Source organism: Ectopseudomonas toyotomiensis, assembly GCF_017167985.1.
Taxonomy (GTDB): domain Bacteria; phylum Pseudomonadota; class Gammaproteobacteria; order Pseudomonadales; family Pseudomonadaceae; genus Aquipseudomonas; species Aquipseudomonas toyotomiensis.
Genome location: NZ_CP070505.1, coordinates 432,672 through 457,823, shown reverse-complemented (window position 1 = coordinate 457,823; position 25,152 = coordinate 432,672). Strand labels below are relative to the sequence as shown.

Annotated in this window: 28 protein-coding genes; 11 read left to right on the top strand and 17 right to left on the bottom strand. The window is 62.6% G+C overall.

Annotated features, from left to right (window positions below):
* The first annotated feature begins 2 nt into the window (after nt 1-2).
* Nucleotides 3-665, top strand: a complete 663-nt coding sequence (locus JWV26_RS01955; RefSeq protein ID WP_206418259.1) for an SCO family protein — start codon at nt 3-5, stop codon at nt 663-665.
* Here JWV26_RS01955 and JWV26_RS01950 read toward each other — a convergent pair.
* From JWV26_RS01950 to JWV26_RS01930, 5 genes are all read right to left on the bottom strand, one after another.
* A complete protein-coding gene (locus JWV26_RS01950; RefSeq protein WP_074918111.1) occupies nt 651-1,553 on the bottom strand; it encodes a c-type cytochrome domain-containing protein in 903 nt (300 codons plus the stop codon). The two genes, JWV26_RS01955 and JWV26_RS01950, sit on opposite strands and share 15 nt — an antisense overlap.
* A 155-nt stretch (nt 1,554-1,708) precedes the next feature.
* Complete coding sequence (locus tag JWV26_RS01945; RefSeq protein ID WP_074918109.1) at nt 1,709-2,872, bottom strand: EAL domain-containing protein; 1,164 nt, start codon at nt 2,870-2,872, stop codon at nt 1,709-1,711.
* An 84-nt stretch (nt 2,873-2,956) separates the two neighbouring features.
* On the bottom strand, nt 2,957-3,274 hold the full coding sequence (locus JWV26_RS01940) for a hypothetical protein (protein WP_074918107.1): 318 nt from the start codon (nt 3,272-3,274) through the stop codon (nt 2,957-2,959).
* A complete protein-coding gene (locus JWV26_RS01935; RefSeq protein WP_074918105.1) occupies nt 3,271-3,630 on the bottom strand; it encodes a phage holin family protein in 360 nt (119 codons plus the stop codon). The genes JWV26_RS01940 and JWV26_RS01935 overlap by 4 nt, the downstream gene beginning before the upstream one ends.
* Nucleotides 3,631-3,638: 8 nt before the next feature.
* Nucleotides 3,639-3,956, bottom strand: a complete 318-nt coding sequence (locus JWV26_RS01930; RefSeq protein WP_074918103.1) for an ElaB/YgaM/YqjD family protein — start codon at nt 3,954-3,956, stop codon at nt 3,639-3,641.
* A 372-nt stretch (nt 3,957-4,328) separates the two neighbouring features.
* On the opposite strand from JWV26_RS01930, the gene JWV26_RS01925 reads away from it, so the two are divergent.
* Nucleotides 4,329-5,537, top strand: a complete 1,209-nt coding sequence (locus tag JWV26_RS01925) for an ammonium transporter (protein WP_074918101.1) — start codon at nt 4,329-4,331, stop codon at nt 5,535-5,537.
* An 83-nt stretch (nt 5,538-5,620) separates the two neighbouring features.
* On the opposite strand, the gene JWV26_RS01920 is transcribed toward JWV26_RS01925, so the two are convergent.
* The 3 genes from JWV26_RS01920 to purM are packed head-to-tail and all read right to left on the bottom strand — an operon-like array spanning nt 5,621 to nt 8,048.
* Nucleotides 5,621-6,337 (bottom strand): DUF3108 domain-containing protein, encoded by a 717-nt coding sequence (locus tag JWV26_RS01920; protein ID WP_206418258.1) that lies wholly within the window; start codon nt 6,335-6,337, stop codon nt 5,621-5,623.
* Nucleotides 6,338-6,345: 8 nt separating this feature from the next.
* Nucleotides 6,346-6,990, bottom strand: a complete 645-nt coding sequence (purN, locus tag JWV26_RS01915) for a phosphoribosylglycinamide formyltransferase (RefSeq protein WP_206418257.1) — start codon at nt 6,988-6,990, stop codon at nt 6,346-6,348.
* Entirely contained in the window at nt 6,990-8,048 is a 1,059-nt protein-coding gene (gene purM / locus JWV26_RS01910) for a phosphoribosylformylglycinamidine cyclo-ligase (RefSeq protein WP_206418256.1), read from the bottom strand. The genes purN and purM overlap by 1 nt, the downstream gene beginning before the upstream one ends.
* A 246-nt stretch (nt 8,049-8,294) precedes the next feature.
* Between purM and JWV26_RS01905 the strand changes: the two genes are divergently transcribed.
* The 3 genes from JWV26_RS01905 (at nt 8,295) to hda (ending at nt 11,201) form a co-directional block, all read left to right on the top strand.
* Complete coding sequence (locus JWV26_RS01905; protein ID WP_206418255.1) at nt 8,295-9,335, top strand: DUF2066 domain-containing protein; 1,041 nt, start codon at nt 8,295-8,297, stop codon at nt 9,333-9,335.
* 73 nt (nt 9,336-9,408) lie between these two features.
* On the top strand, nt 9,409-10,500 hold the full coding sequence (locus JWV26_RS01900) for an AI-2E family transporter (protein WP_093050586.1): 1,092 nt from the start codon (nt 9,409-9,411) through the stop codon (nt 10,498-10,500).
* Nucleotides 10,497-11,201, top strand: coding sequence for a DnaA regulatory inactivator Hda (gene hda, locus JWV26_RS01895; RefSeq protein WP_017678995.1), 705 nt, complete (start codon nt 10,497-10,499; stop codon nt 11,199-11,201). The genes JWV26_RS01900 and hda overlap by 4 nt, the downstream gene beginning before the upstream one ends.
* A 92-nt stretch (nt 11,202-11,293) precedes the next feature.
* On the opposite strand, the gene JWV26_RS01890 is transcribed toward hda, so the two are convergent.
* From JWV26_RS01890 to arsC, 4 genes are read right to left on the bottom strand one after another with little or no spacing between them, the layout of a single operon-like run.
* Entirely contained in the window at nt 11,294-11,971 is a 678-nt protein-coding gene (locus JWV26_RS01890; protein WP_206418254.1) for an alpha/beta fold hydrolase, read from the bottom strand.
* Complete coding sequence (locus tag JWV26_RS01885; protein WP_074918093.1) at nt 11,971-12,381, bottom strand: DUF2069 domain-containing protein; 411 nt, start codon at nt 12,379-12,381, stop codon at nt 11,971-11,973. Before JWV26_RS01885 ends, JWV26_RS01890 begins: the two co-directional genes overlap by 1 nt.
* Nucleotides 12,382-12,383: 2 nt before the next feature.
* On the bottom strand, nt 12,384-12,980 hold the full coding sequence (gene wrbA / locus JWV26_RS01880; RefSeq protein WP_074918091.1) for an NAD(P)H:quinone oxidoreductase: 597 nt from the start codon (nt 12,978-12,980) through the stop codon (nt 12,384-12,386).
* Nucleotides 12,977-13,330, bottom strand: a complete 354-nt coding sequence (gene arsC, locus JWV26_RS01875) for an arsenate reductase (glutaredoxin) (RefSeq protein ID WP_072425412.1) — start codon at nt 13,328-13,330, stop codon at nt 12,977-12,979. Before arsC ends, wrbA begins: the two co-directional genes overlap by 4 nt.
* A 141-nt stretch (nt 13,331-13,471) precedes the next feature.
* Between arsC and JWV26_RS01870 the strand changes: the two genes are divergently transcribed.
* On the top strand, nt 13,472-14,689 hold the full coding sequence (locus JWV26_RS01870; protein ID WP_206418253.1) for a YihY family inner membrane protein: 1,218 nt from the start codon (nt 13,472-13,474) through the stop codon (nt 14,687-14,689).
* A gap of 472 nt (nt 14,690-15,161) precedes the next feature.
* On the opposite strand, the gene JWV26_RS01865 is transcribed toward JWV26_RS01870, so the two are convergent.
* A complete protein-coding gene (locus JWV26_RS01865) occupies nt 15,162-15,554 on the bottom strand; it encodes a hypothetical protein (RefSeq protein WP_072425409.1) in 393 nt (130 codons plus the stop codon).
* A gap of 114 nt (nt 15,555-15,668) precedes the next feature.
* Nucleotides 15,669-17,075: a PilZ domain-containing protein gene (locus JWV26_RS01860; RefSeq protein ID WP_206418252.1), complete on the bottom strand. Its 1,407-nt coding sequence runs from the start codon at nt 17,073-17,075 to the stop codon at nt 15,669-15,671.
* Between the two features lie 30 nt (nt 17,076-17,105).
* Here JWV26_RS01860 and JWV26_RS01855 point away from each other — a divergent pair, with 30 nt between their 5' ends.
* The 5 genes from JWV26_RS01855 (at nt 17,106) to JWV26_RS01835 (ending at nt 21,685) form a co-directional block, all read left to right on the top strand.
* A complete protein-coding gene (locus tag JWV26_RS01855; protein ID WP_072425407.1) occupies nt 17,106-17,579 on the top strand; it encodes a TlpA disulfide reductase family protein in 474 nt (157 codons plus the stop codon).
* Between the two features lie 101 nt (nt 17,580-17,680).
* The gene (locus tag JWV26_RS01850; protein ID WP_206418251.1) at nt 17,681-18,853 is read left to right on the top strand and encodes an MFS transporter; all 1,173 of its coding nucleotides are present in this window, start codon (nt 17,681-17,683) and stop codon (nt 18,851-18,853) included.
* A 112-nt stretch (nt 18,854-18,965) separates the two neighbouring features.
* Nucleotides 18,966-19,571 carry an outer membrane beta-barrel protein gene (locus JWV26_RS01845; protein WP_079783309.1) on the top strand — a complete coding sequence of 202 codons (606 nt, stop codon included), beginning with the start codon at nt 18,966-18,968 and terminating at the stop codon, nt 19,569-19,571.
* 66 nt (nt 19,572-19,637) lie between these two features.
* Entirely contained in the window at nt 19,638-20,315 is a 678-nt protein-coding gene (locus JWV26_RS01840; RefSeq protein ID WP_017679011.1) for a response regulator transcription factor, read from the top strand.
* A 53-nt stretch (nt 20,316-20,368) separates the two neighbouring features.
* Entirely contained in the window at nt 20,369-21,685 is a 1,317-nt protein-coding gene (locus JWV26_RS01835; RefSeq protein ID WP_241201328.1) for an ATP-binding protein, read from the top strand.
* Between the two features lie 39 nt (nt 21,686-21,724).
* Here the strand turns inward: JWV26_RS01835 and JWV26_RS24490 are convergent, their stop codons facing one another.
* The 3 genes from JWV26_RS24490 to JWV26_RS01820 form a co-directional block, all read right to left on the bottom strand.
* Nucleotides 21,725-23,035, bottom strand: a complete 1,311-nt coding sequence (locus tag JWV26_RS24490) for a methyl-accepting chemotaxis protein (RefSeq protein ID WP_079783311.1) — start codon at nt 23,033-23,035, stop codon at nt 21,725-21,727.
* 678 nt (nt 23,036-23,713) lie between these two features.
* Nucleotides 23,714-24,265 carry a YdeI/OmpD-associated family protein gene (locus JWV26_RS01825; protein ID WP_079783313.1) on the bottom strand — a complete coding sequence of 184 codons (552 nt, stop codon included), beginning with the start codon at nt 24,263-24,265 and terminating at the stop codon, nt 23,714-23,716.
* Between the two features lie 400 nt (nt 24,266-24,665).
* Nucleotides 24,666-25,115, bottom strand: coding sequence for an SRPBCC family protein (locus JWV26_RS01820; protein ID WP_139183739.1), 450 nt, complete (start codon nt 25,113-25,115; stop codon nt 24,666-24,668).
* Nucleotides 25,116-25,152 lie beyond the last annotated feature (37 nt).

Sequence of the window (25,152 nt, the reverse complement as noted above, 5' to 3'; positions counted from 1 at the left end):
CCATGAATACGCGAAGAAAGGTACTGGCAGGGCTGGGCGTCGCTGCGTTCGGCTGGGCCGCCTGGCGCTCCGGCAGCAGCGTGCAGCAGCCGGCTGCGCCGCTGGCCGGGGTGGGCGGTACACGGTTTCCCAATGTCCCGCTGCTGACCCACGAGGGGCGTGAAGTGCGCTTCTACGACGACCTGGTGCGTGGCAAGGTGGTGGCGATCAACATGATGTATGCCCAGTGCAGCAACAGTTGTCCGGCTACCACCGCCAACCTGCGTCTGGTGCAGGAGATGCTCGGCGAGCGCGCCGGGTGCGATGTGCACCTGTATTCGCTGACGCTGCAGCCGGAGCTGGACAGCCCCGAGCGTTTGCGCGAGTACGTCGAGCGCCACCATATCGGTCCGGGCTGGCAGTTTCTCACCGGCGTGCGCGCCGATATCGAACAACTGCGCCGTGCCCTGGGTTTCTACGATGTCGACCCGGTGGTGGACCTCAACGATCTGAGCCATACCGGCATGCTGCGCATCGGCAACGACGCACTGGACCGCTGGACCATGGCGCCGTCACTGACCGATGCCGCGCAGATCCTGTCCACCATCAATCATGTCGATAGTAAGGTGGTGCACACCGCCTATCGCCCGAGTGAGGCGCCTGCCGAGCAGTTAGCGCAGGCGTAGACGTTCTACCTGCACGCGGCCGCCGGCATCGAGGCGGCCGCGTACCTGCACGTAGGCGCCAGGACGCGGCGCATCGTCCAGGCGCGTACGTGCGTCGATCAGTAGCGCCAGGCCGTCCAGCTTGCCGGCATCATCCAGGCGGCCATGCAGACGTACTCGGGCACCCACCGGCACGGGTGCTGGCTGCCCGGCAACATCGCGTGCGCCTTGTTCGATCCAGGCCTCGATCAGGTCGATTTCCGCATCCGTTAGATAGGGCGGGCCGTCATAAGGCATGCGCGGGCGCGCCTGGCCGCGAATGCGCCGCACCAGCTCGCTGGCTGCAGGGTTGCCGGGCACCACCCGAGCGCGTTCGCCGCTGGCCAGGGTCGCTGCGTAGGATGACAGCAGATAACCCTCGGGAGCCGCGCCCATCATGCCGCTGGCGGAATGGCAGGTAGCGCAGCGGCGCAGCAGGATGGCTTCGACGTGGCGGTAGTCGACCACCTCGTCGAGGCTTGGGACGGCGGCGGCAGGCCGGGTTACGCTTTCGTTGCCTGCTGGCAGGCCGGCGTTTATCCAGCGTTCGACCATGGCGATCTCGGCGGCTTCGAGAAAGGGCGGGCCGCTCAGCGGCATGCGCGGTTGGCTGTTGCCCGTCAGGCGGCGCAGCAGCTCGCTGCCGGTGGCATCGCCAGCGTGGACCACCGGCCCGCGCTGGCTGCCGCGCAACAGATTTTCCAGGCTGTCCAGGCGCAGGCCCAGCGGGGCCTGCGCGCCGCTGTGGCAAACCAGGCAGCGGTTGGCCAGTAGCGGAGCGATGTCGTCGTGGTAGGTCGGGGATGCGGCGGCCAGCACACTGGCGCTGAGCAGCAGTAGGGTGAGCAGGCGCAGGGCTAGCCAGAGCATAAGCGCAGCCTCGAAGACTGGGGCAGATCATTCAGCCGTTCGGCGCGAGGCTTCTGTGGGCACGGATGTATCCGAGATGCGTCTGGCTCGAGGCGCGCCTTGTTCGACTGTGCCGAGAGAAGTCCGATAGCCTGTTGCTAAGCCTAGCTGCGTACTCAGAAACCGGCGGCGTCGATGTCCACCAGCAGTAGGCGACGACCATTGTCGATGAACTGCCCGGCGGTCAGGCAGTACTGGTTGGTGGTGGCGTCGCGGTAGGTGGTGGAGAGCGTCAGGCGGCGCTCTTCCCAGCCTTCGGCCAGCAGTTGATAGAAGTAGGGGCGCCATGACCAGTTATGCCCAAGGTAGCGGTCGTCGGCCTGCCAGATGTTCTGGTGCCATTGCAGGTTGGGTGTGAGCTGGGTGCCATGGCGGTCGCACTGATAGATGCGCAACAGCCAGGGATAATTGTCCGGCGCGTTAAGGCTCGTTGCCGGGGCGCCGCTTTCGGCCCAGAAGCGGAGTTCGGACATCAATTCGGCCAGTTGCTGGCGCAGGCTGACCAGGCGCGCGCGCTCGGCGAGCTTCTGCTGTACGTAGCTGTCACGTAGACGCGCGAAACGGCCGACGAAGGCGTCGCTGGCGAACAATTCTTCCTCCGGCCTGGCGAACAGGAACCCCTGGACGTAACGGGCGCCGCACTCCAGGGCGAAGTTCAGCTCGGCTTCGGTTTCCACCCCTTCGGCGATGATCCAGCAACCGGTCTTTTCGGCCATCTGTGCCAGCGCCTTGACCACTTCACCGCTAGGGCCGCCGCGAGCGGCTTCCTGGAACAGGCGCATGTCAAGCTTGAGGATGTCTGGTTGCAGTGCCAGCACACGGTCGAGCTGCGAATAGCCAGCGCCGAAATCGTCGATAGCGATGCGCGCGCCGGCGTCGCGGTAGCGCGCCACCACATCGGGTAAGCGCTGGCTGGCACCGCCCAGCTCGGTGATCTCGAAGACGATGCGCGCAGGGTCGATACCGCTGCGCTGCAGTTGTATCAGGCTGGGCAGTGGCTGTGCCGGGCGCAGGCGGCTGATCCAGCGTGGTGAAATGTTCAGGCTGAGGAACCAGTCCGCCGGAGCCTGATGGAAGCGGTGCAGGGCGTCCTCGCGTACCTGGCGGTCGAGGCGGCGCAGGGCTGCTGGCGGTGTTTTCGGGTCGGCGAACAGCGGCCCGGCCGAGCGCACCTGGCCCTCGGCATCGCGTAGTCGCGCCAAGGCCTCGACGCCCGCGATCCGGCCGGTGGCGGTGTCGATAAAGGGTTGGAAGACGGCAAAAGGCAGTCCGTCGATCACCTGGGATTTCCTTAGCGCGCAGCGGTTGAGCCGCCAGATGGTGGCAGAGTGGCTCAACCTAGCAAGATCGCGGCCAGCCCAGGTCTAGACCAAAGGTGAACGCCCGCGCGTACCATGTTGCGCGCGCCGCAGCAGCGGGATGACGATCAACGCCAGGCGCAGCCAGCGGCGCCAGCCGCGTTTGCGGCCAAGCAGCCCGGCCAGAGCCAGCGCCCCGCCAGTGAGCAAAAATGGTGCGTTGCCTTTGCGCAGCCGCTGCCCGTACTCGCGTACCTGCTGCAGTGGATGGGTGATCTGCAGGATTTCATGGCGCAGTTCCTGGCGATGCATTTCCAGGCGCATGCGCAGCACGGCTTTACGAAGTTCACGGCGCGAGGCGCCAGGAGGCAGGGTCGGCGTCATGGCAGCAGTTGCTCGCGGTCACGTTGCAGTTCTTCAAGGCTGGCGCTGAACGGCGGTTCGGCGTTGCGCAGACTGCTCAGCAGCCAGGCGCCGCAACCGAGCAGGCCAAAGCCGTAGAACAGGCACAGGCCGATAGCGACTGCCAGGCGGTGGGTATCCCAGTAGACGATCAGCAGCAGAGCGGACAGACCTATCAGCAGGAGCAGGGCGAAGGCCAGACACAAACCGCCAAGGAGCAGCGCACGCAGTGCCTGGTCGCGTTGGTCTTCGAGTTCATGGGCCAGCAGCGCCACATGGCTCTGGAGCAGACCCAGCAGGGCTGCACCCAGGCGCCGTGGCGAGGGGCCGTTGGACATGGGCGCTGTCAACGGCGGCTGATCAGCAGGCCGAGCACCAGGCCGATAGCGGCCGACAGGCCGAGCGCCTGCCACGGGTGCTTGTGCACGTAATCCTCAGTGGCGTCGACGGCGATCTTGCCCTGTTCGCGCAGGCTGGACTCGGCTTTGTGCAAGGTGTCACGGGCACGGTCAAGGCTGCTGCGAATGTCATCGCGCAGCGCTTCGGCCTGTTCACCAGCAAGGCTGGCGGAATGTTGCAGGAGCTTCTCGGTGTCGCTGACCAGAGCCTGGAATTCATCCAGCAGGGCGTCCTTGGTGCTTGGAGTAGCGGCTTTGCGTGGCATGGTGAGCAGTCCTCTGCGTTGGGTATGTACTGTTTACGAGTGCTCTGCAGCGTGAGGGTTCCGCAAGAATAGTCGCGAAGTGACCGGTCTGGTGTTTGGTATAGCGATTGCATTTTGCTGGTGCGCGAAGGTCGCGAAATGCCCTGTGATGGGGCTTTCTCGATGTGGCTCAGGATGGTCAATTTCGCGCATAACCATTTGATTAACAAGAAATAAGCATCGATCAATCGATCTTTGGTGGCGCCATTTTGGGGCCGCCAAACGGCACTTTTCGAGGGCGCGCTGCATGCGCTGGCTGCATTGTGGTGCGTGTTTTCGGTTTCGTGCCTTCGTTTGGTGCTTTTTCTTTTGCCTCCGGAGTTTTCTTTCTCGATGGAAAACATCAACAGTGCCGTGGCCACGCTGATCCACGGCTCCAATACCCTGTTCATCCTGCTGGGTGCAATCATGGTCCTGGCCATGCACGCCGGGTTTGCCTTCCTCGAAGTGGGAACGGTGCGGCAGAAAAACCAGGTCAATGCGCTATCGAAGATTCTTTCGGATTTCGCCATTTCCGCCCTGGCGTATTTCTTCATCGGCTACTGGATCGCCTACGGCATCAACTTCTTCGAGCCGGCGGCGGTGCTGACGGAGAATCACGGGTACGGTCTGGTGAAGTTCTTCTTCCTGCTGACCTTCGCCGCGGCGATTCCGGCAATCATCTCCGGTGGTATCGCCGAGCGCGCCAGGTTCGGCCCGCAGCTATGCGCGACTGCATTGATCGTGGCGTTCGTCTATCCCTTCTTCGAAGGCATGATCTGGAACGGCAACTACGGCTTCCAGGCCTGGCTCGAGACTCGCTTCGGCGCGGGCTTTCATGACTTTGCCGGTTCGGTGGTGGTGCATGCCATGGGCGGCTGGTTGGCGTTCGGCGCGGTGCTGTTGTTGGGGCGCCGCAATGGTCGCTATCGTGACGGCAAGCTGGTGGCCATGGCGCCGTCGAACATTCCATTTCTGGCGCTGGGCTCGTGGATCCTGATCATCGGCTGGTTCGGCTTCAACGTGATGAGTGCGCAGACGCTCGAGGGCGTCAGTGGCCTGGTGGCGGTCAACTCGCTGATGGCCATGGTCGGTGGTACCGTCGCCGCGCTGCTGGTAGGGCGCAATGACCCGGGCTTTCTGCACAACGGTCCGCTCGCCGGCCTGGTAGCGATCTGCGCCGGCTCGGACCTGATGCATCCGATCGGTGCCCTGGTCACTGGCGCGATTGCCGGTGCCCTGTTCGTCTGGGCATTCACCGCGACTCAGGTGAAGTGGAAGATCGATGACGTGCTCGGCGTCTGGCCGCTGCATGGCCTGTGCGGCATCTGGGGTGGCATTGCCTGTGGCATCTTCGGCCTCGAAGCATTCGGTGGCCTGGGGGGCGTCAGCCTGGCCAGCCAGGTGATCGGCACTGCGCTGGGCGTGGTGGTCGCGCTGGTCGGTGGCTTTGCGGTGTATGGCCTGCTCAAGGCGTCGCTGGGCATTCGCCTGAGTCAGGAAGAGGAATACAACGGCGCCGACCTGTCGATCCACAAGATCGGCGCGGTAAGCCAGGACTGAGATACCAGCCGGGCGTTGTCATCAGCGCCCGGAGCAGGCAATAAAAAACCGGGCATTGGCCCGGTTTTTTGTGCGCTTGCCAATCAGTCGCGACGACCTTCGACCGGCTTGCCGGCGACGGTGCCGTCCTTGAGCATGATCTGGTATTCCTTGCCATCGGTCTCCACCTGATGCAGGCGCACCAGCAGATGGCCCCAGTCCTTGGCGAACCACAGTACGGTCTTGCGGGTGCTTTGCGTGGGGTCACGCACGCGCTCGACCTTGATCGCGTCGATCAGGCCAGCCTTGGTGCGCACCACTTCTTCGCCCAGCACACGGAAGTCGTAGGTTTCGATTTCGTCACCGTCGACCACCTGATAGCTCATGCTTTTCTTGCCGGCGGCGACGTCCTGTTGCAGGGCGACCTGGTAGGTCGACTTGTCCAGCAGGCCGCGATTGAGCGGGAAGCGTACAGCGTCGCCACGGTCGGTGCCGATGACCTGCTTCTGTTCCCAGTCGAAGTCCTGCTCGACCTTCTTGCCTTTGCCCAGGCCGCTACGGTTGAGGCGGTAGGTCAGCGGCAGCAGGGCACCGTTGTCGACGCGGAAGGTGCTCTCTTCTGTCAGGCCGGCGACCAGCATCGAGGCTTCGAAGTTGAGGGTCCAGCGGCCGTCGTCTTCGCGCTTGAGGCTGCGCTCGGCGCTACCACTGACCGGCAGCTGCTTCCAGTCCGCGGTGTAGCTGGCGGAGAAGGGCTGCAGATCCTCGGCAAGGGCGGGCAGGCTGAACAGTGTCAGGGCGAACAGCAGGGCACGACGCATAGAGTCTCCTAGGTTCGAATCAGGTGGCCGCTGGCGGGCAGTGGCTGGCCATCCAGCATTGCGCCTTGAGCGCCAAGACGCAAGCGGCCTTCGGCAAACCAGCGTACAGCCAGAGGATAGATCTGGTGCTCCTGCTGATGCACGCGGTGGGCCAGGCTTTCGGCCGTGTCATCTGCCATGACTGGCAGCACAGCTTGTACGACCAGAGGGCCACCATCGAGTTCCTCGGTGACGAAGTGCACGCTGCAGCCGTGTTCGCTGTCGCCGGCTTCGATAGCCCGTTGATGAGTGTGCAGGCCTTTGTGCTTGGGTAGCAGTGACGGGTGGATATTGAGCAGGCGGCCTGCATAGTGCTGAACGAAGCCTGGCGTGAGAATGCGCATGAAACCGGCCAGCACCACCAGGTCGGGCTGGTGGGCGTCGACGGCCTGGATCAGGGCTGCATCGAAGGCTTCGCGGCCGTTGAACTGCTTGTGATCAAGCAGTTCGGTGGCGATCCCGGCCTGTTTCGCCCGCTCCAGGCCGTAGGCACCGGCGCGGTTACAGATAACCGCGGCGATGCGGGCCGGATTGCCGTCGTGGGCGACGCTGTCGATCAGCGCTTGCAGATTGCTGCCTGACCCGGAGATCAGGACGACGACATTGCAGGGCATCAGTGGGCTTTCAGGTTATTCAGCTGAACCTGGGCTGCACCTTCTGCCGCTTCGGTGATCTGGCCGATGACCCAAGGTTGCTCGCCGCTGGCGCGCAGGCTGGCCAGGGCGGTTTCGACCTGATCCTGGGCAACGCAGATGACCATGCCGACGCCGCAGTTCAGCACGCGATGCATCTCGTGCTCGTCGACGTTGCCTTGTTCCTGCAGCCAGTCGAACACGGCTGGGCGATTCCAGCTGGCCACGTCGATCACTGCCTGGGCGCCTTGCGGCAGCACGCGCGGGATGTTGTCCAGCAGGCCGCCGCCGGTGATGTGGGCCATGGCCTTGACCGCACCGGTGTCCTTGATCAGCTTGAGCAGTGGCTTGACGTAGATACGGGTCGGTGCCATCAGCAGGTCGGCCAGGACCTTGCCATCCAGTTGCACCTGCTCGATGTCGGCGCCGGAGACTTCGATGATCTTGCGGATCAGCGAGTAGCCGTTGGAGTGCGGGCCGGAGGAGGGCAGGGCGATCAGCGCGTCGCCAGTGACGACCTTGGAACCGTCGATGATTTCGCTCTTTTCCACCACGCCAACGCAGAAGCCGGCCAGGTCGTAGTCTTCGCCTTCGTACATGCCCGGCATTTCGGCGGTTTCACCACCGACCAGGGAGCAGCCAGCCAGTTCGCAGCCAGCGCCGATGCCGGTGACCACGGTGGCGGCGACGTCGACGTTGAGCTTGCCGGTGGCGTAGTAGTCGAGGAAGAACAGCGGCTCGGCGCCGCAGACCACCAGGTCGTTGACGCACATGGCGACCAGGTCCTGGCCGATGCTGTCGTGCTTGTTCAGGTTCAGTGCCAGGCGCAGCTTGGTGCCGACGCCGTCGGTGCCGGACACCAGCACCGGTTGCTTGTAGCCGGCCGGGATCTCGCACAGGGCGCCGAAGCCGCCCAGGCCACCCATGACTTCCGGACGCGCAGTGCGCTTGGCGACGCCTTTGATGCGTTCGACCAGGGCTTCACCGGCATCGATGTCGACGCCTGCGTCCTTGTAGCTGATGGAGGGTTGCTTGCTCATAGATCCGGGCCTTTGGATGGGAGTTCGTGTAGGCGCCGACGTGGCGCGGGCTCATCCAAGGAGCCCGGCGCGCGTACCGGCTGGCGAAGGCGCGCGATTTTATCAGGCTTGCCCGGCAGCGGCCACTCGCGTGCATGCGCTTCGTCGCGGGCAGCGGCTCTGGTTGCCGGGGCTTGAGCGGCTGTTTAAGGTATAGGCCTTTGTGCCTGCCCGTCGTGCGGCCATCCCCTGCGAGAGTCAACCCCAATGCGTTTGCCCATCCGCCTGCTGTTCTTCTGTCTGTCGCTCCTGAGCCTGCCAGCACTGGCCGCGCCGGTTACCGGTCTTTATCAGGTGCGTGAACCCGTGGCGGATCAACAGCCGGAAAGCCGCGACGCGGCCATGCAGAAGGCCCTGCAGACCCTGGTGCTGCGTTTGACCGGTGATGCCAAGGCGCTGCAGAGCGCCGGCTTGGAAGGCCTGCGCAAGGACCCGCAACAGATCGTCAGCCAGTACGGTTATGAAGGCGACGCGTTGTTGGTCGAGTTCGATCCGACCAGTACCGATCAGCAACTGCGCCAGGCTGGCCTTGCCCTGTGGGGCGCCAACCGTCCGGCCATCCTCACCTGGTGGCTCAACGAATCGCCGGAAGGCAGCCAGCTGGTTGGCGAAAGCCAGAGTGCATCGGCGCTGCTGCGCGATGCGGCTCAGCATCGTGGTCTGCCGCTGCGTCTGCCGCTGGCGGACCTGAGCGAGCAGGCGCTGGGCAGCGCCGATACGCTGCTGGCCAACGATCCGCAGGCATTGCGTGAGGCCTCCGAGCGCTATGGCGCCGATGCCTTGCTGGCCGTACAGGCGACCGAGGGTAGCGGTAACTGGCAGGCTACCTGGCGCCTGTGGCTAGGCGACGAGCGTGAACAGGGCAAGGCTGAGGGCGCCGATCAGGCTGCGCTGGCCGATGCAGTGCTGTTGGCCGTGGCCGAGCGCCTGGCGCCGCGTTTCGTCGTCAAGCCTGGCGCGGCGCAGAGTCTGACGCTGGTGATCGAAGGTGCTGACCTGGGACGTTTCGCGGCGCTGGAGCGCTTGCTCGAACCCTTCGCCGCGCGTTTGCAGGAGATCGACGGCCAGCGCCTGGTCTATCAGGTCAGTGCCAGCCCGGAGCAACTGCGCGCGCAGCTGGCATTAGCTCAGCTCCAGGAGGTCAGCGAACCGCTCGACGCCGCAGCGCCGGTAGAGGCTCCTGAAACGGGTGCAACCGAGGCTCCGCAGGTGAAACCGCGCACCGATCAGTTGCGCTTTCGCTGGTAGAATTGGCGCCGGGTAGACCACAGCCCAGTTACACGGCGCCTTTTGGGCGCCGTTTCGCATCGAGGACGCGAGCATGACCGATTCCACCCGTTGGCTATGGATGGCTGGGCTGTTTCTGCTCGGCTGGCTGCTGTACCTGCTACACCCGATTCTTTCCCCGTTCCTGATCGGCATCCTGCTGGCCTATCTGGGGGATCCGCTGGTCGATCGTCTCGAGCGGCATCGCCTGTCGCGCACCGGCGGTGTGGTGGTGGTGTTCGCGCTGTTCTCGCTGCTGTTGCTGATCCTGCTGCTGGTATTGGTGCCCATGCTGGGGAGGCAACTGGTGCGTCTGTATCAACTGGCGCCGGAGATGCTCGACTGGCTGCAGGGCACTGCCTTGCCCTGGTCGCAGTCGCACCTGGGCCTGCAGAATGATCTGCTGCAGGTCGATCAGCTCAAGCAGGTCTTTACCGACAACATCGGCAAGACCACCGATGTGCTCAAGGCGGTGCTGGCTCAGGCGACGTCTTCAGGCCTGGCGCTGCTGGCCTGGCTGGGCAACCTGCTGCTGATTCCGGTGGTGAGCTTCTACCTGATGCGCGACTGGGATGTGCTGGTCGAGCGGGTGCGCCGCCTGCTGCCGCGCCAGCGCGAGGGGCTGGTGGTCAAGCTGGCGGGCGAATGTCATGAAGTACTGGGCGCCTTCCTGCGCGGCCAATTGCTGGTGATGCTGGCACTGAGCGTCATCTATTCCGCTGGCCTGATGCTTGTGGGCTTGGAGCTGGGATTGCTGATCGGTGTGCTGGCGGGACTGGCGAGCATCGTGCCCTACATGGGCTTTATCGTCGGTATCGGTGCGGCGCTGACTGCTGCGCTGTTCCAGTTCGGTCTCGAACCCTATCCGCTGATCGGTATCGGCGTGGTGTTCATGATCGGTCAATTGCTCGAAGGCATGGTCCTTACGCCCATGTTGGTGGGCGATCGCATCGGCCTGCATCCGGTCGCGGTGATCTTTGCCATCCTCGCTGGTGGCCAGCTTTTTGGCTTCACCGGCGTGCTGCTGGCCTTGCCGGTCGCCGCGGTGATCATGGTTCTGCTGCGCCATGCTCATGATTTGTATAAACTTTCCGGTCTTTACGGAGAGTCCAACAGCGGTTCTGACGAACCGCCGAGCCCTGCATGAAACCTATCCAGCTGCCTCTGGGGGTGCGTCTGCGTGACGACGCCACCTTCGCCAACTACTACCCCGGCGCCAATGCCGCGGCCCTGGGCTATGTCGAGCGTCTGTGCGAGGCCGATGCCGGCTGGACGGAAAGCCTGATCTATCTGTGGGGCGCTGAGGGCGTAGGGCGCAGCCACTTGCTGCAGGCTGCCTGCCTGCGTTTCGAGCAGCGTGGCGAAGCGGTGGTCTATCTGCCGCTCAGCGAAGTGGTGCAGCACGGCCCGGAGCTGCTCGACAACCTTGAACTGTGCGAGCTGGTCTGTCTCGATGATCTCGATGCAGTGGCTGGCCGCAGCGATTGGGAAGAGGGTTTGTTCCACCTATTCAACCGTCTGCGTGACAGCGGCCGGCGTCTTTTGCTGGCTGGCACCATGTCGCCGCGTGAGCTGCCCATTCAACTGCCCGATCTGAAGTCGCGATTGACCCTGGCGCTGGTCTTCCAACTGCATGAACTGTCCGATGAGGACAAGCTGCGCGCCCTGCAGCTGCGCGCCTCGCGTCGCGGCCTGCAGATGAGCGATGAGGTCGGTCGCTTCATTCTCACCCGTGGCGAACGCAGCATGAGCGCGTTGTTCGAGCTGCTGGAACGTCTTGATCAGGCCTCGCTACAAGCCCAGCGCAAGCTGACCATTCCCTTCCTTAAGGAAACCCTGGGTTGGTAGGGGGCAGGGGCCTCAAGCTGCCAGCAAGAGCGTAGCCCGGATGCAATCCGCGAATCCTGACACACAATCCCGGATTTCATCCGGGCTACGGGCTAGCTCGCGACTATTCCCTGCATGAACTCAGCGATTGCTCTGGCACAGAGCTTTGGCTGTGTCTGCAGGATGAAGTGCGGGCCATCCAGGCGAATCTGGCGGATATCGCCGCAAGTCTGGGCCAGTCGTTTTGCAGCGCCGTCTGCGACCAGGCGATCCTGCTGCGGCCAGAGGTGCAGGCAGGGTAGGTCCACGGGTTGCGTCGGTGCTTGCAGGCTGGCCAGCGTCGCCATTCGCGCGTGCAGCAGCCTTTGATCCAGCTGGCGAATTTCCCTCTGCACCTGTCGCAGGATGTGCTCGTCTGGCGTTTTACCCAGGCACAGGGCGCGCAGCAGCCAGGGCTGTGTGGCCAGGGCCTGGTGCATGGGCAGATGCGCGAGCAAGGCCAGGGCAGGATTGGGTCTGCTCAGGAACGAGGCGGCGAAGATGAGGCCTTGTAGCCCGGTGGGCTGGCGCAGGGCCAACTGGTAGGCGAGAGGGCCGGAAAACGATTCGCCCAGCAACACGAAAGGTGTCGTACCAAGCTGCTCGAATAGTGCGTCGGCCAGGCTTGGGTAATCCTGCGGCCCTTGTTCCGGCAGGCTCAGTGGCCAGCAGTCGGTGCCTGCGAGGGTCTCGAGCAGGGGCGTGAAGAGGGCACTGCTGCCGTTGAGGCCAGGCAGCAACACCAGGCGCATCAGACTTCTCCGGCCAGCTTGCGGTCGTACTGAAAGCGCCAGCGCGTATACAGCAGCGCCGTGCAGAACAGGCCGAAGCTGATCACCGCCTCCAACGCGCCGAACAGTGCACGCGCCGGGTCGATGGCCGCTAGCACGCCCTGGATGAAGTAGATATTGACCACGAAACAGGTCCAGGCGTGAGCGCGGGCGTTGCCCAGCAACATGCCCGGGGCGAGCAGTGCAAGCGGCAGCAACTGGATCGCCAATACAACCCCGACCCGTGCGCCATGCAGATCGGCGAAGGCCAGGTTCCACACCAGCAGCAGGGTCAGCAGGGCGATGAAACTGAACAGGCTCAGTGCTCGACTGAGTTTGACCCGCGGCTCCAGCCATTCAAGGCTGGGCAGGGGCTTCTTCGCTCGGGCCACGTTCAGCGCTCCAGTTTGCTGGCAGTTTGCGCCAGGCGTTGACCCAGTGCACGGCACAGGGCGATTTCATGTTCGTCCAGCGCGCGTTTACCGTCGCCACCCGCATGGTGGCTGGGGCCGTAGGGCGTACCACCGCCGCGGGTTTCGAGCAGGGCCGATTCGCTATAGGGCAGGCCGCAGACCAGCATGCCGTGGTGCAACAGAGGCAGCACCATCGACAGCAGGGTGGTCTCCTGGCCGCCATGCAGGCTGGCGGTGGAGGTGAATACGCCTGCCGGCTTGCCGACCAGTTCGCCGGTCAGCCACAGGTTGCTGGTGCCATCGATGAAGTACTTGAGTGGAGCGGCCATGTTGCCGAATCGGGTCGGGCTGCCCAGGGCCAGACCCGAGCAGTTCTTCAGGTCGTCCAGGGTGGCGTACATGGCGCCGTCCTCCGGCACGCTCGGCGCAACGGCCTCACATTCGCTGGATACTGCCGGCACCGTGCGCAGGCGTGCCTCCAGGCCGGCCATCTCGATGCCACGGGCAATCTGTTTGGCCATCTGTGCGGTGGCGCCATGGCGGCTGTAGTAGAGGACGAGGATATAAGGCGCGCTCATGCCAGTAGCTCCAGCACTTTTTCCGGCGGGCGACCGATCACGGCCTTGTCGCCAGCGATGAGGATCGGGCGCTCGATCAGTTTGGGATGTTTGACCATCGCTTCGATCAGCTGAGCTTCGCTCAAGCTGGAGTTGGCCAGGCCCAGTGTCTTGTATTCGTCTTCACCTGTACGCAACAGGTCGCGGGCGGCGATACCCAGCTTGCCGAGCAGGCTCTTGAGTTCGTTGGCGCTGGGTGGCGTTTCCAGATAGCGCACTACTTGCGGTTGCAGGCCGCGGGCTTCGAGCAGCTCCAGAGCACCGCGGGATTTCGAGCAGCGCGGGTTGTGGTAGAGGGTCAGGTCGGTCATGGTGGCTCGCATCCGGCTTGAAGTGGCGGCTATTCTAACCGCCTGATGCGCGGATGCACGCAAACCGCTGGGCCGCTTTGCTGCGACCTTTTCACGCGGCGTATTGTCTGTCTGTTTAGGTTTGAGGGCTAAGGAGAGGTCATGCAGGTTCGTTTTAAGGACTGGCTGGGGTTCTGGCTGAGTCTCTATAAGCGTTTCGTGGAGAACCGTGGCGCCGGCAACGCGGCGGCGTTGACCTATACCACCCTGTTCGCCGTGGTGCCGATGATGACCGTGACCTTCGCCATGCTTTCGGCCATTCCGGCATTCAAGGGCGTGGGCGAGGACATCCAGGGGTTCATCTTCAACAACTTCGTACCTTCCACTGGCGAGACGGTGCAGGAATATCTGCGTGAGTTCACCACCCAGGCGCGGCAGCTGACCTGGTTTGGCGTGGGGCTGCTGGCCGTCACCGCCTTCCTCATGCTGGTAACCATCGAGAAGACCTTCAACGTGATCTGGCGGGTGCGCCAGCCGCGTCGCGGCATGTCCAGTTTCCTGCTGTACTGGGCGATCCTCAGCCTCGGACCTTTGTTACTGGGTGCAGGTTTTGCGGTCAGTACCTATATCGCCTCGCTGTCGCTGATTTCCGGTCCGGACGCAGTGGTCGGCGCCAAGACGCTGCTTGCCTTCACGCCGTTGCTATCGAGCATTGCGGCCTTCACCTTGCTCTATGCGGCGGTCCCCAATACTCGGGTGCCCATGCGCCATGCGGTGCTGGGCGGCTTGTTCAGCGCCGTGCTGTTCGAAGTGGCCAAGGCGCTGTTCGGCCTCTACGTGCGCCTGTTTCCCGGTTATCACCTGATCTACGGCGCCTTCGCCACGGTGCCGCTGTTTCTGGTGTGGATCTATCTGTCCTGGTTGATCGTGCTGCTGGGCGCCGAGCTGGTGTACGGCCTCTCGCAACCACGGCACTGGCGTCGCGAACCCATCCCCAAGGGACTGGTTCTGCTGGTGGTGTTGCGCCTGTTGCTCAAGCGCCAGCAGAAGGGCGAGGCCCTGCACTACGGCGATATGCAGCGCGCTGGCTGGCGTTTGCCGGAAGACGAGTGGAGCCAGGTGATGGACTTTCTCGAGCGTGAGCACCTGGCTTGCAAGGCCAGCGGCGGCGGCTGGGTGCTGTGCCGTGATCTGCACAATTTTTCCCTGCATCAGTTGCTCGAGTGCAGCCCGTGGCCGTTGCCGACTCTGTCGCAACTGCCCGCTCAGCTCGACGAACCCTGGTATCCGGCATTGCGCGAGGGACTGGAGCGCCTGCAAGCGGAGCGCGAGGAGCAGTTCGGAGTCAGTCTGGCGGACTGGTTACCGGGAAAGGGCTGAGCAAACTTGCGCAACATTGTGGGCGATGGTGAATGAGAGAGGGCGCCGAAAAGGGGTGACAAAAAACGTCAGTTTCAGGCGTTGCCCAGGCCTGCTGTGATCTGGGCGCAGGGGCAGGCGTCAATGAATACGTTACAGAAGGCCTGGCACACTTCTAGCAACTGCAAGGTCAGTTGCTATCGAACTGCCAGCAGGGCAGGGATCGCTGAGGACGCAGGCAGTAATGACGGTAAAAAACAGGGTAATCCACCTTCATCGACGCGATCCGCAGGAAGCGCTGACGCGGCTCAATCGAATCACCGGGCTGCACTTCGCACGCTGGCCGGAGTCGCTGCTCGAGCACGTGGCTGCCGAAAACCTGCAGCCAGACGCTGACGATTCAAGTCCGCAGGCCGCGCCCAGCCCTGGAGTTTCCTCCGGCTGAAAGCAAAACCCCGCGTCGATGCGCGGGGTTCGATGTTGCATTTGTGGTTCAGGCCATGGCCTGGCGGCTCTCGCTGTTGGCCAATTCGACGGCCTGAACGAAGAACTCCTCGACTACCAGGCTCTGCGCCGGCACCGCCGAGCGCAGGCGCACCTGCATGTCTTCGATCTTCAGTCGTACTGGCATGCGAGCGATTCCGGAGAGCAGGATCTTGCCATGGGCATTGACCTTACCGTGGTCGACATTCACCTCGCGACGCTTGTCCCCGTCGCGGTAACTCACCAGCAGCGACACCGGCAGATTGGCCAGCCCCGGCAGTTGCAGCCAGGTGGCGACGTTGTATTCGGCTACGCGCCCCTCGTAGGGCGTGACCAGCAGGTGAGCGACGTCGACGATGCGCGAGGGCACGGAGCCAATCAGCTTGTCTTGCGCTTGGGACATGGTGAAATTCCAGGCTGGGTGAGACTTGAGTGCCAGGAATTATAAGCAGCCACCTGCTGGCGAAACTGTGCACTCGGCGGACAGGCCGCGTGACTGGAGTCGCAGTTTCGCATATCAGGCCAGGCGCAGCGGGTGACGGGTAACCGATGAGGTCTGCAGGTTGCTTTCGGGCAGCGGCAGGATCGCTTGGTTATGCACGCTGGCCAGTTGCAGCCAGAGGTGCTCGCCGGAGCTGAACTGGCCGTTGGGCAGCCACAGGCCGTGGTGCCAACCGTTGCCCGGTGCCGGGGTACTCTGCAGCACGCCTGGATGAGTCTGTGCATTGGGGGCGCGGCGCAGCCAGACCGGCCGCGGCAGACCTTTGAGATAGCGCAGCCCGAGGTGCAAGCCTTCGTTATTGAGATGACGCCAGCGCACCAATGCCAGAGTCGGTGTGCCATTGGTAAGCAGTAGAACCAGTTGCCCGACCTGCAGTTGTCCGCCCTCGTTGGCGTTGCACAGCAGGCGCGCGCCACCTGGGCTGGCATCGAGAATCTGCGCCTCGGTGCGTTGCGGCAGCTTGTCCAGCAATTGCGCATGAATGGCCGGCAGGCCCACCACCAGACTGCACTGCCCGTCCAGTTCGGCGCGTTCATGGCGACGTTGCTGGCGCCCCAGCCAGTGCTGGCGTACCCGTTCGAGCAACTGGCGTTCCTGCATGCTTTGCAGTGGCGCCGGCTCATGCAGGGCGATCAGCAGCGCGCCCAGTTCGAAGCGGCGCAGGTTGGCGGCTTTGCCTTCGATACGCTGTTCGAAACTCAGGCAGGCCTGTGATTCGCTAAGATCGACTATCGGGCCTTCGGCGTCGTCTTCTTCGTCCCAGGCTTGCAACCTGGCCAGCGCCGCCAGAGGTGCCAGCGCGCTGAACAGGGTCAGGCATTCGCCTTCGTCGAGATGGAAGGGATTGCTCAGGGCCAAGAGCAGCATCTGCTGGTAAAGGCCGCGCAGGGTACTGGCCGGTTTCGGCTCGAAGGCCGCCGCCACTGGTTCGTCCAGACACTGCTGATGCTCGCCGATCCAGTACAGCAAGTGGCTGTCGCGCCAGAGCGCTGCAGGTGGCTCCTGGTACAGCTGGTAGTGGCGCAGCAACTGCTGGGCAAGGAAATGCTGGGCCATGTACAGGCACCAGGCCAGGTGTGGCATCGACGGCTGGCGACCCTGCAGGATTTGCAGCAGCAGGCGTTTGAAGCCGATCGCCAACTCGCCGCAGAAACGCACGAACAGCGTGCTTGGCGGATGCTGGCGATTGGCAAGGCTGGCGTAATGGCGGTACTCATCACTGAAGTTTTGCAGCGCACGCTGCCTTTCCAGTAAGGTCAGAGCGCTGCGATTGAGCGAAAACAACAGGCCCAGCACTTGTTGCAGGCCATTTTCCGGCTCCAGGTGGCGAGCTGCCGCGAGTCGTTGAGCGATTTCCGCCGGCGATACGCTGTTGTCCTCGCGGATGTCCGGTACTTCCAGGCGCAGGGCATCCAGCGTCATATCAACCCCGGGTGGACGAGGATCGAGTACATGGGCTTAGGGCTCCGGAGTTTCGGCAAGGCTGTTATGGGTATCTGCGCCGGTCTGCTGCTGACGGCTTGTGCCGAAGATTACGGCCTTGATCAGCATGGACGAAAGGTAACGGCTGAGAGCCTGGATGGCCAGTGGCTAGTCATTAATTATTGGGCTGAGTGGTGTGCGCCGTGCCGCACGGAAATTCCCGAACTCAACGCCCTGGAAGAACAGCTGAAAACCCAGTCGGCGCGGGTAATCGGCGTCAACTTCGATGCCCTGCAGGGCGATGACCTCAAGCGTGCCGCGGACAGTTTCGACATTCGTTTCACCGTGCTGGCGCAGGACCCGGCGGCGCGCTTCGAGCTGCCACGCAATGACGTACTGCCGGTGACCTATATTGTCGACGCCGATGGCAGGCTACGTGAGCGCCTGGTAGGCGAGCAGACGTCAGCAGGATTGCAGGCGCGTCTGAAGCAGTTGCGGGAGTAGTAACGCCGAGAAAAACCGCTGCGATGGGCAGTCGTGGTGATAGGTAGCATGCTAAGCTTTTGCTCCGGCCGAACCTGCGCCGTGCTTCATGAGTCTGCCTGATGTCCGCTACCCACCTTACCCGTGGCAGCGCCGGTTATCGGCGCGCCACCCTGGCGCTGTTCTGCGCCGGTTTCGCCACCTTCGCCATGCTCTACTGCGTGCAGCCGCTGCTACCTCTGCTGGCGGCGCACTTTCGCGTTTCTGCGGCCAGCAGCAGCTTGGCGCTGTCGCTGACCACGCTGAGCCTGGCGTTGTGCCTGCTGGTATCCGGTGCGCTGGCCGAGAGCTGGGGGCGCAAGCCGGTGATGGCTGCGGCGCTGGGGTTGGCAGCGGTTCTGGGGGTCGCCTGCGCACTGGTCGAAGAGTGGGGCAATCTGCTGATCCTGCGTACGCTACTGGGGCTGGCGCTGAGTGGTTTGCCCGCGTTGGCCATGGCCTACGTTGGGGAGGAGTTCGACCCTGAAGCGCTACCGGCGGCGATGGGGCTGTATATCGGCGGTACGGCGCTGGGCGGTCTGCTCGGGCGCTTGCTGGCTGGTCTGCTCAGTGACCTGGGCGGTTGGCCATGGGCCCTTGGCGGTATTGCCGGGCTCGGTCTGTTGGCGTTGGGGCTATTTCTCTGGCTGCTGCCGCCGTCGCGGCATTTCACCGCCCAGCCGCTGTCCTTGCGCGGCCTGCTGCGCAACTTCGCCCTGCACCTGAGCAACCCGCGTCTGCGCGTGCTGTTCGCCCTGGCCTTTCTGCTCATGGGCGGCTTCGTCGCGCTGTTCAACTATGTCGGTTTCCGTCTGGCCGGAGAACCATTCAACCTGTCGGCGACGGTGATCGGCCTGTTGTTCACCGTATACCTGCTGGGCATCTTCAGTGCCGGTTGGGCAGGGCGCCTGGTGCCACGCTTCGGCGCTCGCCAGGTGTTGCATGGCGGCATCGGTCTGATGCTGCTGGGGGTAGCCCTGTGCGCTGCGCCCTGGCTGAGCGCCGCGGTGGTCGGGCTGGCGCTGTTCACCCTGGGCTTCTTCGCGGCTCATGCGGTTGCCAGCGGGCAGGTTGGTATCCATGCACAGGGGGCCAAGGCGCAGGCATCGGCGCTGTACCTGTGTGCCTATTACCTCGGTTCCAGCCTGGTCGGCTACATTGGTGGTTATGTCTGGGAGCACGTCGGCTGGTTGGCATTGCTCGGCGTTCTGGCCTCGCTATTTATCGTCGCCAGCGCTCTGGTACGGCGTATCTAGGCTGTTTGCCGCTCGTTCAGTGCAGGTTCAAGGAGGGTTCAGGAGGGATTCAGTAGTCTTCCCGCAGACTTGTTGCCGAGTTGATCAAAACTGCAACGAGAGGAACGATTCAATGAAAATCACCCTGAACCGTATCGCATTCGCTACCTGCCTGGCCCTGGGGGCAACCGCTGCCCAGGCCAACGACAATTTCGTCGGCCTGACCTGGGGTCAGACTGACAACAACATCCAGAAATCCAACGCGCTGAATGCCAACGTCGGCAATCCCAAGTTGGACAAAGTGATCGATGGCGAGGGCACCTGGGGTATCCGTGCCGGCCAGAAGACCGCCGATGCTCGCTACTACGCAACTTACGAGAATGTTTCCGACAGTCACAATGGCTACAAACTGCGTCAGCAGAATCTGCTCGGCAGCTACGACATGTTCGTCCCGCTGGGTAGCAACAACACCAAGCTGTTCGGTGGTGTAACCGCCGGCCTGGTCAAACTCGAGCAGGAGAGCCGCGGCTTCTCCCGTGACAGCGACATCGGATTTGCTGCAGGTTTGCAGGCCGGTATCCTGCAGGAACTGAACAGCAATACATCGATCGAAGCCGGCTATCGTTACCTGCGTACCAACGCCAGCACAGAAATGGCACCGCATGGCGAAGGCAAGGCCGGTTCGCTGGATCTGCATAGCAGTTCGCAGCTCTACCTCGGCGCCAACTTCGCCTTCTAAAGGCGGCTTAGCGTTACCAGGCCGGGCTTCTGCCCGGCCTTCGTACAACTGAAAAGGGGAAATCTCATGAAATTGCTGGTGGTGGAGGATGAGGCGTTGCTGCGTCACCATCTGTTCACTCGCCTCAGTGAAAACGGGCATGTGGTGGATGCCGTGCGCACCGCCGAAGAAGCACTGTACCGAGCTGAGTCCTTCAATCATGACCTGGCCCTGGTCGACCTCGGTCTGCCCGGTATGAGCGGTATCGACCTGATCCGTGAGCTGCGCAGCCAGGACAAGAACTTTCCAATTCTGATCCTCACCGCGCGCGGCAACTGGCAGGACAAGGTCGAAGGCCTGTCCTGCGGCGCCGACGACTATGTGGTCAAGCCGTTCCAGTTCGAAGAGCTGGAAGCACGCTTGAACGCGCTGCTGCGACGCTCCTCCGGGTTCACCAAATCGACCATCGAGGCAGGTTCGCTGGTGCTGGACCTCAACCGCAAGCAGGCCACAGTGGATGAACAGTCGCTGCAACTGACGGCCTACGAGTACCGCATCCTCGAGTACCTCATGCTGCATCACCAGCAGGTGGTGGCCAAGGAACGCCTGATGGAGCAGCTCTATCCGGGCGATGACGAGCGTGACCCCAATGTCATAGAGGTGCTGGTTGGCCGCTTGCGGCGCAAGCTGGAGGCGGTGCTAGGCGGCAAACCCATAGAAACCGTGCGCGGCCAGGGCTACATGTTCAACGAGCGCTGCAAGTGAGTCGAACGCGCGCCGTTCTGCGCAAGCGTTTCGGCTCGCTGCGGCTGCGCCTGATGCTGGCCAGTGCCGCACTGGCGATGCTGTTCATGCTGTTGCTGATGCCAGTGCTGCAGGGCGTATTTCTCATGGCCCTGGAGCAGACCGTGGAGAAACGTCTGGCCTCCGATGCTGCAGCACTGATATCTGCTGCGCGCATCCATGATGGCCAGTTGCACATGCCGGACAAGATGCCCGACGAGGAATTCGACAACCTCGATTCGCACCTGCTGGGCTTCATCTTCGACCGTGAAGGCCAGATGATCTGGCGTTCACGTTCCTCCATCGACGAGTTGGTGCGCTACCTGCCACGCTACGATGGTCGCGGTCACGAGTTCATCCGCATTCGCGACGACAGCGGCCAGGAATATTTCGTATACGACGTGGAAGTGGATTTGTTGCGTGGTGACCAGACCGCGCTGAGTATCGTGACCATGCAGCCGACGCGTGAATACCAGGGGCTGTTCAACGGCTTTGCCTGGCAGCTGCGTCTGTGGCTGGGCATCGCCCTACTGGTATTGCTGGGTCTGCTCTGGTTTGGCCTGACCTGGGGCTTTCGCAGTCTGCGCGGTCTCAGCGACGAGCTCGATGGTGTGGAGGCCGGCACCCGCCAGCGCCTGAGTGACGAACACCCACGCGAACTGCTGCGCCTGACCAATTCCCTCAACCGCCTGCTCGACAGCGAGCGGCGTCAGCGCGAGCGTTATCGCGACTCGCTGGAAGACCTGGCACACAGCCTGAAAACGCCCCTCAGCGTCTTGCAGGGTATTGGCGAAACCCTGGCCGCGCAGCCCGATAATCGTGAACAGGCGCAACTTATGCAGGCGCAAATCGAACGCATGAGTCAGCAGGTTGGCTATCAATTGCAGCGCGCCAGCCTGCGCCGCAGTGGCCTGGTACGCCATCGTGAGCAGGTCTGGCCGGTGCTCGACGGTTTGTGCCGCTCGCTGGACAAGGTCTACCGCGACAAGCGCGTGGAGGCGACGCTGGAAGTTCCCGAGCACAGTCAGATCACCATGGAACGTGGCGCGCTGATGGAGCTGCTCGGCAACCTGCTGGAGAACGCTTACCGCCTCTGCCTGCATCGCGTACGCGTCAGGCTGCAACCCCTGGCTGGCGGTTGCCTGATCACCATCGAGGACGACGGCCCCGGTGTACCGCAGCAGCAGCGTGAGCGGGTGCTACAGCGCGGCGAGCGTCTGGATGCGCAGAACCCGGGGCAGGGCATCGGTCTGGCGGTGGTGGAAGACATCGTCGAAAGCTACGACGGTGAATTGAGCCTGGAAGATTCCGAATGGGGCGGTGCCTGCTTCAGGGTGCGGTTGTACGACTGACGGCAGTCGTTACTGCTGCAATGCTGCGCTCCGGCGGCATTACAACTGCGTCGCAAAGCGCTCCACCGCATTGACCACGTGCTTGGCACCATCCTGAATTTCGGCGATCACTTGTCCGGCCTGAGCGGAAAGCTCCAAGCCGCGCTCCGCCTGGGTCTTGCCGCGGTCGATCAGTTCTACCGCGCGTTCTGCCAACTGCTGGTTCTGCCCGACCACCTGGGCGATTTCTTCCGTCGCTGCACTGGTACGCGAAGCCAGTTGGCGAACCTCATCGGCCACCACGGCGAAACCACGGCCCTGCTCGCCGGCGCGCGCCGCCTCGATGGCGGCATTGAGGGCCAGCAGATTGGTCTGGTCGGCGATGCTGCTGATGTTCTTGACGATGGAGCCGATGATCTGCGACTGCTTGTCCAGCGCCTCGATGCCTTGCGCCGCTTCCTGCATGCGCGCGGACAGTTCACGCATGGCATCGAGCATCTGCTGCACTACAGTCGCGCCGTTCTTGGCGCTATCGTCCGTGCCTTTCGAGGTCTCGAAGGCGATGCCAGCGGCGTCGGCCACGGCGGTTTCGCGGTTGACCTGGTCGGTGATCACGGTGGCGAACTTCACCACCTTGTAGAGCTTGCCTTGAGCGTCAGTGACCGGGTTATAGGACGCTTCCAGCCAGACCTCCCGGCCGTGGGCATCGACTCGCTTGAAGCGTCCGGTAACGAACTCTCCGCGGCGCAGTTGTTCCCAGAAGCGTTGGTACTCCGGCGAGTTGGCCAACGCAGGGTCACAGAAGATGCGGTGATGCTTACCCTTTATCTGCGCGAGGTTATAACCCATGGCGTCGAGAAAGGGCTGGTTGGCTGTGTCGATCTCACCGTCGAGATTGAACTCTATCACGGCGGTGGAGCGTTGCAGCGCCTTGACCAGGTTTTCATGTTCGCGTGAAGTCTCGATGGTGCGCGTCAGGTCGCTGGCATAGATCGAGAAGGACTGCAGTTGGTCCTGGCTGTTGCGTATCGGCTGCAGGATCGAGCGCAGCCAGGCCTCCTCGCCATTACCCCGTTTGAGGCGGATCACCCCGGCCAAGTGTTCGCCGCGTTCGAGGGCATGACGAACCCGGTGAAAGAAGTCCTGGTTACGCAGGTGATTCGGTATCAGCTCCAGCAGAGGGCGGCCGAGAATCTGATCGGCACGGTAGAGCATCTCTTTCTCGAAATTGGCATTGACCGAGAGGAAGCGCCCCTGCGGGTCGAGGGAGGCGGCGATCATTTCTTTGTCGAGGCTGTCGCGCACTTGCTCGAAAAGCGACAGTTCTTCGCGCAACTCCTTTAACTCTTGCTTCAGTCGGGTCGTGAACATCGTGGCAGGCCTTTGCCGGGAATTGGCGTCATCGACTTAATATTTAGGGCATAACCGGCCAAGCCGCCAACGCAAATGTTTCTGTATATGGCAGAACGAACTGCGGCCGGTTATAGCGGCGGCGCCAGGTACGTCCTGGCGACAGACCGATGTACCTGAAACTGGGTGTTCGGTGCGTCCTGAAAGGTCGGTTGGTTGCGGCTCTGAGGCGGGCGCCCCGGTCGCTACCGCACCTCCAATCGATAGAGCCGCTCGAGATCCTGGCCGGTGCACTGGGTTCCGAAGGTATTACCGTACACCCGCACCTCATAACGACCTGGTCGAATCGGGACGCCCCGAATGACGCCATGGGTTTCTGGCCGGACATGGAGCAACTCTAGGCCATCGGGCAAGGGCTGAGACGGGGCGACCAGAAGCTTGCTGATGGGAGTACTGGCGTTGATGACATCCAAGCGTACTTCATAGGGCTCTCCCGCCCTGGCGGCTGGTAGCTCCTCGGGCATTAGCACGGGCTCAGGCCTCATGGCGCAGCCGGTTACAACATTGCCAAGCATGACGGCGTTGCAGCCGGACAGCACCGCAACCAGCCCAGCCATAGCGAGCGATCTCATCAATGCGCCCAATGCACGGTCTGCGGCGCTTGGCTCTCTGACCTGCTGGATATGATATTCGGCTCGATCACTCCGCTGCCTCGGGAGCGCGCAAGGCCTTGCTGTAATAGCCGGACTGATCGAAACAGCAAACCCGCTTTTTCCCTTCGCCCAGCATGCTGCAGGCATCGGCGATACGCTTGGCACGGGTCTTGGACTGCTTGGCCGACTCGATCCAGTGGATCCAGTCCAGGCGCGCGATAGTCGTGGTCGCGTCCCAGACGCCGCGCGCTGCGGGTGCGGCGACCAAGGCCTCAGCCAGATCCGCCGGCACTTGCGGCTCGGGCTCCTGCTCTACCGGGGCGATCTCCAGCGTTACCAGGTCGCCGATAGCTGCGCCTGTCGCCTGCAGAAGGTCGTTATCCACCCTTAGCCAATGGCTCAGATGGCCGTCCGGCTCGAGCCTGGCCTGGAAAGGATGCCCGTTGATACTGCCGTCCACGCTGGTTCTGCCGCGTCTCGGCAGCTTGTCGCTCGCCTCCTTGGGCAGCACCACGAACGCCCAGAACACCTCGCCATCCGGCAGGCGAGGGCGCAGCAGGGGTGCCTGGAATCGAGAGGTTTCTTGCGCTTGGGACATGGGAATAGGTCTACCGATCATGGTGCCATTTCGCAGGGATTGCTGGTGGAGGGTAGCAAAGAATGGAGTTGCCCCTGTTTCTATTCGAACCGTGTTTCAGCGGTGATTGGCACTGCATAGGGCTCGCCTGACGGCGGGGTAATCAGAAGGGAGAGATGGTTTTCTTGTGGTTGTGGTGAGCAGCAGCACTGTCGGAACAGGCGAGTCCTGTAGCGGGACAAGGCCGATAAAAATGATGATCCCAGGGGGCGATTGAACCCTTGGCCCCCGCTGCGCGAACTACAGAATGACTAGCGCGGAAGAGCCCAGAACAGGCCGGATATACGAATGCAGCCGCGCTGACGACAGGTGCAAAGGAAAGCTTTGCTCACTACTTGTGGGGGGAGTCCATATACAGTTGTTAGCCATGCCGTTCACAGTATGTCTTGAGGCCGATTAACCTTGCCATGACTACTTTCTTGAAATACAGAGATGCTATGTATTCTGAAATTGGTGGGATTGCCCATGCCTTTGTTTTTATTGAGTATCGAAATTTCGCCTTTGTTGAGTTTTGGCTGAGAGGTTTAAATACCCAGCTACCTCCAAAGCTTTTAATAAATGCCGGACCTTTGGTCATGATAATGGCGGCTGTCGTTGGGGGATCGACCTGGACAAATTGAACCTCCATTCTTAGCCCTGATTTGGCTATTACGAGTGTCTTCACGCCAATACCAGCTTCTGTTGCCCCGCCTAAGAGTTCAATTTTTTCAGGGAAGGGGTCCCACTGGTACCTAACGGAATAGTCTTGTGATGCCTTATAGACTTCGGCAGGAGGTGATTTGATTGTCAGCTCGCATTCGATTATGGCCATGGCTGTGCCTAACGTTTGGTTAAGGGGCGGGCTTTAG